The following is a 12,710-nucleotide window of genomic DNA, read 5'->3' as shown; positions in this document are numbered from 1 at the left end:
ACGTCAGCATCAAGTTCAGGAGCAACATGGCAAAGCCAGTAGTCCGGAAGCCGAAGAAGAAGAGCAACCCGCTCACCGCGGCCAAGGTCACCGAAATCAACTACAAGGACACCGCGCTTCTGCGCAAGTTCATCTCGGACCGCGGCAAGATCCGCGCGCGCCGGGTCACGGGTGTCACCGTCCAGGAGCAGCGTCTCATCGCCAAGGCCATCAAGAACGCCCGCGAGATGGCACTGCTGCCCTACACCTCGACCAGCCGCTAAAGGAGGTCTCTGATGAAGCTCATCCTCACCCACGAGGTCACCAACCTCGGAACCCCCGGCGACATCGTCGAGGTCAAGGACGGCTACGGCCGCAACTTCCTGCTGCCGCGCAACTTCGCCATCCGTTGGTCGAAGGGCGCTGCCAAGCAGGTCGAGTCGATCCGTGCCGCCCGTGAGGCGCACGCCGTGCACGACCTCGAGGAGGCCCAGAGCATCAAGGGCAACCTCGAGGCCAACCCGATCAACGTGCCGGTTCGCGCCGGTGCCGGCGGCCGCCTGTTCGGCGCCGTCACGGTCTCCGACATCGCCGACGCCCTCGGCGTCGCTGGTGCCAAGGTCGACAAGCGTCGCATCGAGGTCGGCAACCCGATCAAGTCGCTCGGAGCCCACACGGTCTCCGTTCGCGTCCACCCCGACGTGAGCGCGCAGGTCAAGCTCAACGTGGTCGCCTCCAAGTAGTCCACCTCTGGCGGGTCAGGCCGGGGGTTCCCTGGCCCGCCACGGGTGGTCGGCTACTCGACCATGCGTACGTTCGCAGCCCCCGCTGCACTCCTCCTCGCCGGAAGCCTGGTGCTCTCCGGTTGTTCGCTGGTGTCCGGCGATGACAAGCCGTCGTCGACCAGCACCAGCAAGGCCGCGACCAACCTCAAGAACACGTCGTGGACCAAGGCCGATCGTGCCGATGTCGCCCAGGGTCGCACCCTGCGCCTCGGCGCCACCGCGATCCCCAACAACTTCAATCCGGCGCATCCCGACGCGGTCAACAGTGATGCCGCACGCATCCTCGCCCCGACCGGTGGTGGCGCGATCCGGATCACCTCGACCGGCGGTTGGCGGGTCGATCACGACTACGCCGAGTCCGTCGAGGTCGCCGACACCGACCCGTTGAAGATCGAGGTCAAGCTCAACCCTCGAGCGGTCTGGCAGGGCGGCACGTCGATCACGGCCGCCGACATGGTCGCCTACTGGAAGGCCCAGAACGGGTCCGACGACGACTACGAGGTCGCCTCGACCGACGGCTACGACGACATCGAGTCGGTCGAGCAGGGCGACACGAAGTTCGACTACACCGTCACGTTCAAGACCCCCAACGCCGAGTGGCCGCTCTACGTCTATCCGCACCTCGCCGCCAACGTCTCGAAGTCGCCCAAGCTGTTCAACCGCGGCTTCCGGACCCGGGCGATCTCGTCCAACGGCCCCTTCATCGTCAAGTCGATCGACACCCGCAGGGGCACCGTCGTCGAGCTGCCCAACCCCCGCTGGTGGGGTGAGAAGCCCAAGCTGTCCCGGATCACGTTCCAGGTCGCCACGCCGGAAGTCCTGGCCAAGGCCCTCGCCGCCGGTGAGCTCGACGCGGTCGACATCGAGGCCAACACCTACAAGATCGCCAAGAACGTCAAGGGCGCGGCGATCCAGCGCGCGGCCGGCATCGAGTGGTCACAGGTCACGCTCAACGGCGCCCGCGGACCGCTCAAGGATCCGGACGTGCGCCGGGCCATCGCCCATGCGATCGACCGCAAGGCCATCGCGGTCCAGGCGTCGTCCGCGCTGGGCGCACCGCCCAGCCCACTCGGCAGCGTCATGCGGTTGCCCGGCCAGCAGGGCTATGTCGACTCCTCGGCCAAGCTCGACTTCGACCTGGACACCGCCAAGCAGCTGCTGACCAAGGCCGGCTGGGTTGTCGGCACGGACGGCAAACGTACGCGTGACGGCAAACAGCTCACCCTGTCGATGCCGATACCGTCCAACACCCCGACCAACCGGCATCGGGCGTCGCGGATCGTCCAGGACCTCAGCAAGATCGGCGTCCAGGTGAGGCTCCGCAGCGTTCCGGCCGAGCGATTCTTCAGCCTGTTCGTCATCCCGCTCGACTTCGACATCGTGACGTTCGTTCGCCGCGGCTCGCCGTTCCCGATCGGCGCGGCGGAGTCGCTCTTCTACCCGGTGGACTCGGCGCAGAACTACACGGGCGTCACCGAGGACCGGTTCGGCAAGGGCTGGGACGTCACGATGGGCACGCTCGACGACAAGCTCCGCGACAAGCGGGTGGCCAAGCTCGACGAGTGGGTCCTCGACAGCCCGACGGTCGTCCCTCTCGCCGTGACCCCCATCGCGGTGGTGGTCCGCAAGGGCCTGGTCAACTACGGCGCTGCCCAGTTCGAGCAGCCCGACTGGACGATGGTCGGCTTCACGAAGAAGAAGTGACGACGAGCTCTGCGACCCGGCGACCGGCCAAACGGGTGCTCTCGTCATCGGCCGGCACGAAACGGTCCAGCTCGGCGTCATAACGGGTCATCGCGATGGACCCGTGGTCGGCATCGACCTCCGTCCAGGTGATCGGCCAGCCCGCCGCTGCGAGACGGTCAGCCAAGCCGCGTACGAGCTGGGGCGTGGCGATCTCGTCCCGGGTTGCGCAGACGACGTGGACCGGGCACGCGTGCGGGGCTTCCGGCATCGGAGCAGGCAGGGGTTCGCCCGTGAAAGGGTCGAGCGCTCGCGGGCCGTCGCCGGGAGAGAGCAGCACCGCCGCAGCGAGGGCGACGCCGAGGGCCGGCGCCTGCATGGCCAGGCCGACGGCCGCCGTGCCGCCGAGCGACCAGCCGACGACGGTCAAGCCGTCGGGATCGAGGTCGAGGCTCCGAGCGACCCCGCGGGCGTGGTCGAGCGACGCGAGCAGGTCCGACCGGCCGCCGTCGGGCGCATCCGACCTCCAGTCGGGGACGACGACCCGGGCGCCGTGCCGTGCGATCTCGTGAGCCAGGTCGGCGACGACCGTGCGGGAGTCGGCGCCACGCCCGTGCCACAGCAGGACGACCAGATCCGTCCCGTCACCATGGACGTCGGCGAGCCGGCCGGGTGCGTACTCCTCGGTGATCATGACCTCAGTCTGCCGAACGGGTCGCGCCGAGCACCATCCACGCGGTCCCCCTCTGCCGACGCCACAGCGTCACGAGGCGGGCCGCGATGAACCCGCCGTACGCGACCCACAGCCACGTGAAGCCGCTGTCGGTCCACCCGACGGCCAGGACCAACGGCGCGTACGCCGCGAGGACCAGCACGCCCGCCTTGGCCAGGTAGGCGCCGTCGCCCGCACCGATCAGCACGCCGTCGAGCACGAAGACGATCCCGGAGAGCGGCTGGATCGCGGCGACCACGAGGAGCGCCGGCACGAGCGCGTCCTGCACGGCCGGATCGGAGCTGAAGAGCCGCGGCAACCAGGGGGCTGCCGCCGCCAGCACCACGGCAGCCACGATGCCCGTCGCGACGCCCCAGGCGACCATCCGGTTGGTCAACGCACGGGTGCCGTCGGCGTCACCGGCGCCCAGGGTGCGGCCGGTCAGGGTCTGCCCGGCGATCGCGATGGCATCGAGCCCGAACGCCAGGAACGTCACCACGGCGGCCGCCACCTGATTGGCGGCGAGCGGGACGTCGCCGAGCTGCGCAGCGACGAGGGTCGCCAGCACGAGCGAGGCGCGCAGCGTGATCGTGCGCACCAGCAGTGGAACGCCGAGGCGGGCCGCGCCGACGATCTCGGCCGTACGCGGACGGGTCGACGCGCGTACGCGCCTGGCCCGGCGCACGACGACCGTCACGAGCCACGCAGCGGCGAACCACTGGGCGATCACGGTGCCTGCTGCGGCCCCGCGCACGCCCCAGTCGAACCCGTAGACGAAGGTCAGGTTGAGCACGACGTTGAGGACATTCGCCACGATCGTCGCGATCAGTGGCGTGCGCAGGTCGAGGACTCCCCGCATCGCGCCGGTCGCGGCCAGGATCAGCAGCATCGCCGGCAGCGCGAGCGCGGAGACGAGGAGGTAGTCGTGCGCGAACCCGGCGACGGCAGACGAGCTCGACAGCACGTCGGTGAGCGCACCGCTGGTGATGGCGGTGACCGCCGCCAGGACCAAGCCGAGGCCGGCGGCGAGCCACAGGCTGCTGACCGCGAGACCCATCGCCGTGCGCTCGTCGCCCGCGCCGTGGTGCCGTGAGACGGTCGCGGTGCTGCCGTACGCGAGGAAGATGCACAGCCCGACGGCGGTGCCCAGGACGACCGATGCGGCGGCGAGGCCGCCCAGCTCGGGCGTGCCGAGATGACCGATGATCGAGGTGTCCGCGAGCAGCATGAGCGGCTCGGTGATCAGCGCGAAGAATGCCGGCACCGCGACGCGGAAGATCTGCCGGTCGACGTCATGCAGGAGGCGCATCGCAAGCCCCTCTCAACGTGACGGGACGGTGTCGTGGGGGCAAAGTGACGGGTTTTGTCGACAAGTGTATGAACAGGCACCCGTGGATGACGAACCGGCCCGAACTATTTTGTCTCCACACGGGTGCACACGTGTTTACGCAGGTCAGAAGCCTGCACGACGTACGAGCCGGACGTTTGTCCACACCTTCGTCCACGGGCTGTGCACATGGTTGTCGGCGTTTTCCACACGTTCGGCGAGGTTGCGCACACCCCCTGTGTGGCGCTGTCTGTGCTTGCGCCCCGGACAGGCCTACTGTGACGGGTCGGCACCACGTGCTCCCAGGAATTGGCAGTGCTGACCGTTAACGTGAAGTAGGGCGAAAGGGGAACATTTCTGTGAGCGTGACGGACCTCTACGAGGCTGCGCCAGGGCCCAGCGAGGACCCCGGCTCCGGACGTGTTCCGCCACAGGACCTGGCCGCCGAGCAGAGCGTGCTCGGCGCGATGCTCATCAGCAAGCAGGCCATCGACCCGGCGTCCGACATCCTGCAGGGCCGCGACTTCTACCGGCCCGCCCACGAGCTGATCTTCGACACGATCGTCGACCTGGCCAACCGCGGTGAGCCGGCCGACGCCATCACGGTCGCCGCCGAGCTGCACCGTCGCGGCGAGGTCGGCCGCATCGGCGGAGCCCCCTACCTCCACACCCTGGTCGCGGGCGTCCCGATCGCCTCCAACGTCGACTTCTACGCCGACATCGTCCGCGAGAAGGCCGTGCTGCGGCGGCTCGTCGAGGTCGGTCAGCGCATCGCCCAGCTCGGCCAGGCTGGTCAGGGCGATGTCGCCGAGATCGTCGATCGCGCGCAGGCCGAGGTGCTGGATGTCGACGGCACGAGTCAGGCCGAGGACTACCAGTCCGTCGCCGCGCTCATGAGCCTCACGATCGACGAGATCGAGGAGATCCAGGGTCGCGACGGCCAGATGACCGGCGTGCCGTCCGGCTTCCCCGACCTCGACAAGCTCACCACCGGATTCCGGTCCGGCCAGATGATCGTCGTCGCGGCCCGGCCCGGTGTCGGCAAGTCGACGCTCGGCCTCGACTTCTGCCGGTCGGCCTCGATCCGCCACGGCATCCCGAGCGCGATCTTCTCGCTCGAGATGACGGGCGCCGAGATCGCCATGCGCATGCTCTCGGCAGAGGCCCGCGTCAGCATCTCCCACATGCGTGGTGGCGGCATGCACCAGCGCGACTGGGATGCCATCAGCAAGGCGATGCCCAGGGTGCAGAGTGCGCCGATCGTCATCGACGACAGCCCCAACATGACGATGCCCGAGATCCGCTCCAAGGCGCGCCGCATCAAGAAGCAGTACGGCCTCGGCATGATCGTCATCGACTACCTGCAGCTCATGACGTCGGGCAAGCGAGTCGAGAACCGCCAGGTCGAGGTCTCGGAGTTCTCCCGTCAGATCAAGCTGCTGGCCAAGGAGCTCGAGCTCCCGGTGGTCGCGATCAGCCAGCTCAACCGTGGGTCGGAGCAGCGCACCGACAAGACCCCGCAGCTGTCCGACCTCCGTGAGTCCGGATCGATCGAGCAGGACGCCGACATCGTGCTCCTGCTCAACCGTCCCGACGCGCACGGCGCCGGCGAGTCCGAGCGACCCGGCGAGGCCGACATCATCATCGCCAAGAACCGTTCCGGCCCGGTCAACAAGGTCGCCGTCAGCTTCCAGGGCCACTACTCGCGTTTCACCCCGATGGCCCGCGACGCTGAACCCCCCGGAGCAGCCGCCGGCGACTTCTTTGGTTGAGCGAGTGGAAGGGCCGGCGAGATGAGCCGTCTCTATCTGGATGAGCACAAGGCTCGTGGATACATCGTGGTTGCAACCGAGGTTGCGGACGCGGACGTGACATCCGTCCGGCGAGATGTGATGAGCCTTCGTATGAAGGGCCAGAGTCGCATCCACTTCACCAAGGAAAGCGACCGCCGACGCCGCGTGATCCTTTCTGAGCTGATTCGCACCGGCGTCCGTTCGCACGTGTACGTCTCATCGGCGAAGCACGATGAAGTGGCGCGAGACGAGTGCCTGTCCGCCCTGATTGGCGATGTCTCCCGGCTGGGTGTGACTCACATCGTGCTCGAGCGCGATGACTCGATCGTCAAGTTTGATCGTCGGATCCTTTTCCGCGAAATCGCTGCTCAAGGACTGGGACCCTCGGCTATCCAGTACTCGCACGAGCGCTCGCGGGATGAGCCTCTTCTTTGGATATCGGATGCGATCGCGTGGAGCTACGGGCGCGGCGGGGAGTGGCGAGACCGGATTGATCCCTTGTGCACATCGATCAAAGTTGTTCCATAACGCGCGAAGCCCGGCACGCCGACCGTCCGGAAGGCTACCGAGCTCACTTCGCATCACTACGGTGACGCGCAGGACGATGATAGCTCCGGAAGTCCAACTGCATCAAGCGGCGGAAGACCTCACTGGTACGAGATCAGCGAGGGGTGGGGCCTGACGCGGGTCCAGGTGTCCTCGGCCGTCAGCATGTGCGGGTCCTCGTCGACGAAGTTCTTCCAGCCCCAGTAGACGCCGTCCGGGGCGTTGCGGCGCAGCGCCTTCCACGTTCCGCGCTTGGCACCTTGCGGGCCGGAGCCGTCGACGTGGATCACCGTCGCGAGCTCAGGGTGTCGCGTCTCCAGCCGACCGCGGTGCTTGATCATCGAGAGCGAGAACTGGTGCAGGACGAAGAGCTTCTGCGGCAGCGCCTTCTCCCGGGTCAGGCGGGCCAGCCAGTGGCTGACCCGGTTGATCTCGGCGACCTTGACCGAGCCGATCTGGCGCAGGTGCTTCTGCTTCTTCTTGAGCCGCCACTCGGGATCGAGCGCGAGCCCGACATTGGGCCGCTCCAGCAGTGAGCGATAGCGCTTGGCCTGCGTGAGGAAGTCCGTACGTCCGGGCTGCAGGTCGAGGATCACGTAGACGCCGGCCTTCCGCGCCGCGTTGACCAGCGGCGTCAGGGTCTTGATCGACACCTCCTGCGAGTAGTTCTTGTCCTTGCCCGCTGATCCCGACGCGACCGTCGCGATGATCTCGAACGTCGGGACGAACTCGGCCTTGCTGACCCGGCGGTACTTCCGGGCGAGCCGCTCGACCCGTTTGACCGACGCCTTGACGCCCTGCTCGCCCAGGACACCCAGGGACGGCGCGCCCGGGTGGCCGTACATCGCGGTGTAGTGCTTGCCGGGCAGCGCGAGATAGCCGCCGGTCGGCTGGACGATGTGCCGGCGCACGACGGCGAGTGAGTACGCGAAACCGTGCGTGAACGGAGTGCCGAGGGCGATGACCGGGGTGTCCGGTCGCGCTGCGAGCGCCTTGGCCACCGTTCGCGTACGACGAGGGTCGGCCGTCCGGAGCTGGAACACGTCGGCACCGGCATTGCGAGCCGTGGCGACGGCAGCGGCGTTCGCCGTACGCGACCGGGTCACCACGATCGCGTCGAGGTGTCGCGCGCTTCTGGTGGCCACACCACCGAGCTTGGCGACGGCCTTGCCCGCTGACGCTGCGTCGACGGGCACCGGCTGGCCGCCCGGGACCTTGCGGGTCTTGCCGAATGTCAGCACGCGTCGGGCGCCGAGCCGCTTGAGCTCGGCGGGGACGGCCGGCCCGTCGATCAGCACCGGCACGCCCAGGCGCGTCGCCGACGCAATCGCGGTCCGCTGCGCCTTCGGGTCATGTGCCGCGGTGACCACGGCAATCGGCGAGGCGTCGTACAAGCGCCGCGAGACGCCGAGCGCGGAGGCGGCCGGGGTTGCCGAGCGCACGATGTCGAGAGACCTGGTCGGGGTGTGGATCCGTGTGCCTGCTGCAGACGTACCAGGCTGCAGCGCGTCGTCGTCCGCATACGCGACGACGCCCGCCACGAGAGCCACAGCCACTGCACAGCCGATCACCATGAGTGGGTTGAGCCTTGCCGATACGCTCATGCCCGTGACCCTACTGACCACCCTGATGACCGAGTCGTCGAGTGTCCCCGACTCCGGACTTGCGGGTCTGGTCGCCGACATCATGGGCTCGGTCGGTCTCCTGGGCGTCGGCCTGGTGCTGGCGATCGAGACGATCCTGCCGTTCCTGCCGAGTGAGGTCGCACTGCCCCTGGCCGGATTCAGCGCCGAACGCGGCGACTTCGGGCTGGTCGCGGTCATCATCGCCGCGACGATCGGCTCGGTCGGCGGGGCGTTGATCCTCTACTGGATCTCCCGCGTCTTCGGCCTCGAACGTACGCGCCACGTGCTGGCCAAGATCCCGCTCGTCACCGCGCGCGACATCGACAAGGGCGTGGCCTGGTTCGCCCGCAACGACGCCGCGGCGGTGTTCTTCGGCCGCATGGTGCCGGCGATCCGCAGCCTGGTGTCGATCCCCGCGGGCGTCGAGCAGATGTCGGTCCCGCGGTTCCTCCTCTACACGACCGCCGGCAGCCTGATCTGGAACACGATCTGGATCGTCGCCGGCTACCAGCTCGGCAACAACTGGGAGAGCGTCGAGAAGTACGGGAACTACCTCAAGTACGCGCTCGTGGTCGCGGTCGTCGTCGGCCTGGCATGGTTCGTCGTCTACAAGCTCCGCAGCCGCCGCGTCGCCTGAGCGGCGCGGGCTGGACCACCGTCCTACGCTGGCTTCATGACTGAGTCACGCGAGAAGGAAGTCGTCGCTGCCGTTCACCCGCAGCTGTTCATCGGTGGGCAGTGGCGCGCCGCCGAGGGTGGCAAGACGTTCGCCGTCGAGGATCCGTCCAACGGGCAGACCCTCGTCGAAGTCGCTGACGCGAGCGTCGCCGACGGCAAGGCCGCCCTCGACGCAGCCGTCGCCGCGCAGGCCGACTGGGCTGCGACGCCGCCCCGCGACCGCGGAGAGATCCTGCGCAAGGCATTCGAGATCATCACCGAGCGCGCCGACGAGCTCGCCCTGCTGATGACGCTCGAGATGGGCAAGCCGATCAAGGAGGCCAAGGCCGAGATCGCGTACGGCTCGGAGTTCTTCCGCTGGTTCTCCGAGGAGGCCGTACGCATCGCCGGCCGCTACAGCGTCGCGCCCAACGGGGCGACGCGGCTCCTGACGCTCAAGCAGCCGGTCGGCCCGTGCCTCATGATCACGCCGTGGAACTTCCCGCTGGCGATGGGCACCCGCAAGATCGGTCCGGCGATCGCTGCCGGCTGCACCATGGTGGTCAAGCCGGCCGCGCTCACGCCGCTGTCGATGCTGCGCCTCGGCGACATCCTCACCGAGGCCGGGCTGCCCGACGGCATCCTCAACATCGTCACGACCAAGAGCACCGGCGAGGTCATGGAGCCGATCATCCGCGACCCGCGGCTGCGCAAGCTCACGTTCACCGGGTCGACCGAGGTCGGCCGTTCACTGGTCGAGCAGAGCGCCGAGGGACTGCTCCGGGTGTCGATGGAGCTGGGCGGCAACGCGCCGTTCCTGGTGTTCGACGACGCCGACATCGACAAGGCGGTCGAGGGCGCGATGCTCGCCAAGATGCGCAACATCGGTGAGGCCTGCACGGCCGCCAACCGGTTCATCGTGCACGAGTCCGTCGCCGAGGAGTTCGGCACGAAGCTCACCGAGAAGATGCAGGCCCTGTCGGTCGGCCGTGGCACCGAGGACGGCATCGACGTCGGCCCCCTCGTCGAGGCCAAGCAGCGCGACAAGGTCGCCGAGCTCGTCGACGATGCGGTCGGCAAGGGTGCGACGGTCCTGACGGGCGGCTCCGCGCCCGACGGCGAGGGCTACTACTACTCGCCGACCGTGCTGTCGGACGTACCTCTGGGTGCACGGCTCGCGAAGGAGGAGATCTTCGGCCCGGTTGCGCCGATCTTCACGTTCACCGACGAGGCCGACGCCCTGCGGATGGCGAACGACACCGAGTTCGGCCTGGTCGCGTACGCCTTCACGTCGGACCTCTCCCGCGCCGTGCGGGTCTACGAGGGGCTCGAGACCGGCATGGTCGGGATCAACCAGGGCATCGTGTCCAACCCTGCGGCCCCGTTCGGCGGGGTGAAGGCGTCCGGCTTCGGTCGCGAAGGTGGCGCCGAGGGCATCGAGGAGTACCTCGAGACCAAGTACGTCGGCCTCGCCCTGTGATGCTGCGCAGGCTGGCGCTGACGGTGGCAGCCGGACTCCTCCTGGCGGCGTGCAGTGGTGGCAGCGACGGCAAGAATGCGGACCCGGCACCCAACCCGTCGGCGTCGCAGGCGACCGTCGATCCCAAGGAGCCGGCCTGCTCGTTCCTGACGGCGGGTGAGCGCAAGGAGCTCGCCGGTTCGGCGATCGACACGGTGGTGGCGACCAACGGCACCGACCAGAGCAGCCAGTGCCGATGGCAGGGCAGCACCGGGTTGATCCAGGTCACGACCCTGCCGGCGCAGGCCTGGGCCAAGACCCTGCCCCAGGTCGTGAAGCAGCTGGAGTCCTCCGGTGGGGTCAAGACGGCGGCCGACAAGAAGGAGCTCGCGCGGGCCAAGAAGCTGCTGTCGGGCGCATCATCCTTCACCGGCAAGCAGGCCTGCGCCGCCTTCACCACGCTGGCCGAGATCAACGGGGCCAAGAAGGGCGCGACGACCACGATCTCGCAGGTGCCGATCACGGAGTCCGAGTCCGGCGTCTCGGCACAGATGTGCACCTCGGGCGAGATGACGTCGCTCATCTTCTCGGTGCCGGACCTCAGGAAGACGAAGGCCGTCGATTCGGCCGTGACCAAAGCGCTGGCAGCTGTCCAAAAGCGAGCGGTCGCGACACGCTGACGCTTAGGGTTGCCCGATGCGATTGATTCTCGGGGGCATCGCTCTCGTTCTGCTGGGAACCCTCACGGCGTGCGGTGGTGGTGACGATGGCGGCGGGGCCAAGACCACGAAGTCGGCACCGCGTACGCCGGACCGCTTCATCGCCTGCGACCTGCTGACGCAGAAGCAACGTGACGTGGTCGTCGGGGCCAAGGTCGACGTTCAGGGCAGGCCCGAGAACGACTTCCCGTCGTGGGCCTGCACCTTCGGTGACACTCCGGAGCCATCGGCGCCGAACCAGGTGACCTACCGCGGTATGCGAGCCCGGGTCTGGGCGCAGAAGGTCCCGGAGCTCGTGGCAAGGGAGCCAGCGAGCCCCCAGGCGAAGAAGTTCCTCGCCGACGTCCTGAAGCGCGCCGGGCTGACCGAGAGCGATCTCGCCTTGATCGACGACGACGCCGCGTGCGATCTCTGGAATGTGCTGCAGGACGCCACGGGCGCGACCGTGGACGGCGACACGACTTCGGCAACGCAGACCGTTGACGAGATCGATGCACAGGTCGCGCGGGCGTCGACCTGTTCCCAAGGCATCTACGCCGACGTACTGGCGATCGGTTCTGACGCCGACTCGGCGGCGGGTCGCAAGCGCGCGGAGACCGCCCTGTCGACGATCTATGCGAACGCCGCCGAGCGTCTGCCCCGTTGACGGAAGGGTTGTCCGATGCGATTGATTCTCGGGGGCATCGCTCTCGTTCTGCTGGGAACCCTCACGGCGTGCGGTGCTGGCGACGGCGATGCCAAGGCCAGGATCACGAAGTCGGCTCCGCGTACGCCGGAGCGCTTCGTCGCTTGCGACCTGCTGACGCAGAAGCAACGTGACGCCGCGGCCGACGCCGCGGTCGACTATCCCGGCAGGGCGGACTTCTACTTCCCCGAGTGGATGTGCGAGTTCGGGGATGCGCCTGCTCAGACGGCGACGAGCTCCGTGCTGTACGGGGCCATGCGTGCTCAGGTGTGGGCGGAGAAGCTCCCGTACGTCATCGACACGACACCGGCGAAGGAGAAGCCCCGGAAGTTGCTCGCTGCAGTGTTGGCGGCAGCCGACATGTCCGAGGACGAGCTCGGCCTGCTGGACGGCGACGCGGCCTGCGACCTGTGGATCGCGATGCAGGTGACGATCAACGCCAAGCTCGTCCACGGCGTGTCGTCCTGGTCCGGCAGCGACGACAAGTACGACTACCACTACGCACGCGCGACGACCTGCTCCGACGGGGTCTTCGCCGATGTCATGGTGGTCGCCTCGGACGCAGACTCCCGGGCCGGCCGCGCACGTGCCGAGAAGACACTCGCGACGGTGCACGCGAAAGGCGTCAAGGCGCTGCCACGTTGACGTCCACCTTGTTATTGCTGCTTCTCCGCGCAACGGGCCACTTCTTCAGGCGAATTTGCCCGGTGAACTGTCGGTTTACCAGGTTCTCCTGGTAA

At 68.1% G+C, this 12,710-nt stretch carries 13 protein-coding genes; 10 read left to right on the top strand and 3 right to left on the bottom strand.

Going from position 1 to position 12,710, the window contains the following annotated elements; translation table 11 throughout:
• The first annotated feature begins 26 nt into the window (after positions 1–26).
• The 3 genes from rpsR (at position 27) to BOSE46_RS20205 (ending at position 2,468) form a co-directional block, all read left to right on the top strand.
• On the top strand, positions 27–263 hold the full coding sequence (rpsR, locus tag BOSE46_RS20215; protein ID WP_159542153.1) for a 30S ribosomal protein S18: 237 nt from the start codon (positions 27–29) through the stop codon (positions 261–263).
• Between the two features lie 12 nt (positions 264–275).
• Positions 276–722 carry a 50S ribosomal protein L9 gene (gene rplI, locus BOSE46_RS20210; RefSeq protein ID WP_159542151.1) on the top strand — a complete coding sequence of 149 codons (447 nt, stop codon included), beginning with the start codon at positions 276–278 and terminating at the stop codon, positions 720–722.
• A 63-nt stretch (positions 723–785) separates the two neighbouring features.
• Complete coding sequence (locus BOSE46_RS20205; RefSeq protein ID WP_159542149.1) at positions 786–2,468, top strand: ABC transporter family substrate-binding protein; 1,683 nt, start codon at positions 786–788, stop codon at positions 2,466–2,468.
• On the opposite strand, the gene BOSE46_RS20200 is transcribed toward BOSE46_RS20205, so the two are convergent.
• Positions 2,452–3,141 (bottom strand): alpha/beta hydrolase, encoded by a 690-nt coding sequence (locus BOSE46_RS20200; RefSeq protein WP_159542147.1) that lies wholly within the window; start codon positions 3,139–3,141, stop codon positions 2,452–2,454. The genes BOSE46_RS20205 and BOSE46_RS20200 overlap by 17 nt on opposite strands.
• Before the next feature lie 4 nt (positions 3,142–3,145).
• On the bottom strand, positions 3,146–4,468 hold the full coding sequence (locus BOSE46_RS20195; RefSeq protein ID WP_159542145.1) for an MATE family efflux transporter: 1,323 nt from the start codon (positions 4,466–4,468) through the stop codon (positions 3,146–3,148).
• 377 nt (positions 4,469–4,845) lie between these two features.
• On the opposite strand from BOSE46_RS20195, the gene dnaB reads away from it, so the two are divergent.
• Together dnaB and BOSE46_RS20185 are read left to right on the top strand one after the other, a co-directional pair.
• Positions 4,846–6,258, top strand: a complete 1,413-nt coding sequence (gene dnaB, locus BOSE46_RS20190) for a replicative DNA helicase (protein WP_159542143.1) — start codon at positions 4,846–4,848, stop codon at positions 6,256–6,258.
• Between the two features lie 21 nt (positions 6,259–6,279).
• Positions 6,280–6,807 carry a hypothetical protein gene (locus tag BOSE46_RS20185; RefSeq protein WP_159542141.1) on the top strand — a complete coding sequence of 176 codons (528 nt, stop codon included), beginning with the start codon at positions 6,280–6,282 and terminating at the stop codon, positions 6,805–6,807.
• A 119-nt stretch (positions 6,808–6,926) separates the two neighbouring features.
• Here the strand turns inward: BOSE46_RS20185 and BOSE46_RS20180 are convergent, their stop codons facing one another.
• Complete coding sequence (locus BOSE46_RS20180) at positions 6,927–8,429, bottom strand: hypothetical protein (protein WP_159542139.1); 1,503 nt, start codon at positions 8,427–8,429, stop codon at positions 6,927–6,929.
• Positions 8,430–8,433: 4 nt separating this feature from the next.
• On the opposite strand from BOSE46_RS20180, the gene BOSE46_RS20175 reads away from it, so the two are divergent.
• From BOSE46_RS20175 to BOSE46_RS20155, 5 genes are read left to right on the top strand one after another with little or no spacing between them, the layout of a single operon-like run.
• Complete coding sequence (locus BOSE46_RS20175) at positions 8,434–9,087, top strand: DedA family protein (RefSeq protein WP_236551823.1); 654 nt, start codon at positions 8,434–8,436, stop codon at positions 9,085–9,087.
• Positions 9,088–9,123: 36 nt separating this feature from the next.
• The gene (locus BOSE46_RS20170; protein ID WP_159542137.1) at positions 9,124–10,587 is read left to right on the top strand and encodes an NAD-dependent succinate-semialdehyde dehydrogenase; all 1,464 of its coding nucleotides are present in this window, start codon (positions 9,124–9,126) and stop codon (positions 10,585–10,587) included.
• Complete coding sequence (locus tag BOSE46_RS20165; protein ID WP_159542135.1) at positions 10,584–11,246, top strand: hypothetical protein; 663 nt, start codon at positions 10,584–10,586, stop codon at positions 11,244–11,246. Before BOSE46_RS20170 ends, BOSE46_RS20165 begins: the two co-directional genes overlap by 4 nt.
• 16 nt (positions 11,247–11,262) lie before the next feature.
• Positions 11,263–11,931, top strand: a complete 669-nt coding sequence (locus tag BOSE46_RS20160) for a hypothetical protein (protein ID WP_159542133.1) — start codon at positions 11,263–11,265, stop codon at positions 11,929–11,931.
• Between the two features lie 15 nt (positions 11,932–11,946).
• Entirely contained in the window at positions 11,947–12,615 is a 669-nt protein-coding gene (locus BOSE46_RS20155) for a hypothetical protein (protein ID WP_159542131.1), read from the top strand.
• Positions 12,616–12,710 lie beyond the last annotated feature (95 nt).

It is taken from the genome of Aeromicrobium sp. 9AM (genome assembly GCF_902506105.1).
Taxonomy (GTDB): Bacteria; Actinomycetota; Actinomycetes; order Propionibacteriales; family Nocardioidaceae; genus Aeromicrobium.
The sequence above is the reverse complement of the archived record's forward strand: the minus strand, read 5'-3'. Positions and strand labels throughout refer to the sequence as shown.

Excerpts from the sequence above, each read along its gene's own strand:
- rpsR (WP_159542153.1), top strand. The coding sequence starts at position 27 with ATGGCAAAGCCAGTAGTCCGGAAGCCGAAGAAGAAGAGCAACCCGCTC.
- rplI (WP_159542151.1), top strand. The coding sequence starts at position 276 with ATGAAGCTCATCCTCACCCACGAGGTCACCAACCTCGGAACCCCCGGC.
- BOSE46_RS20205 (WP_159542149.1), top strand. The coding sequence starts at position 786 with ATGCGTACGTTCGCAGCCCCCGCTGCACTCCTCCTCGCCGGAAGCCTG.
- BOSE46_RS20200 (WP_159542147.1), bottom strand. The coding sequence starts at position 3,141 with ATGATCACCGAGGAGTACGCACCCGGCCGGCTCGCCGACGTCCATGGT.
- BOSE46_RS20195 (WP_159542145.1), bottom strand. The coding sequence starts at position 4,468 with ATGCGCCTCCTGCATGACGTCGACCGGCAGATCTTCCGCGTCGCGGTG.
- BOSE46_RS20185 (WP_159542141.1), top strand. The coding sequence starts at position 6,280 with ATGAGCCGTCTCTATCTGGATGAGCACAAGGCTCGTGGATACATCGTG.
- BOSE46_RS20180 (WP_159542139.1), bottom strand. The coding sequence starts at position 8,429 with ATGAGCGTATCGGCAAGGCTCAACCCACTCATGGTGATCGGCTGTGCA.
- BOSE46_RS20170 (WP_159542137.1), top strand. The coding sequence starts at position 9,124 with ATGACTGAGTCACGCGAGAAGGAAGTCGTCGCTGCCGTTCACCCGCAG.
- BOSE46_RS20160 (WP_159542133.1), top strand. The coding sequence starts at position 11,263 with ATGCGATTGATTCTCGGGGGCATCGCTCTCGTTCTGCTGGGAACCCTC.
- BOSE46_RS20155 (WP_159542131.1), top strand. The coding sequence starts at position 11,947 with ATGCGATTGATTCTCGGGGGCATCGCTCTCGTTCTGCTGGGAACCCTC.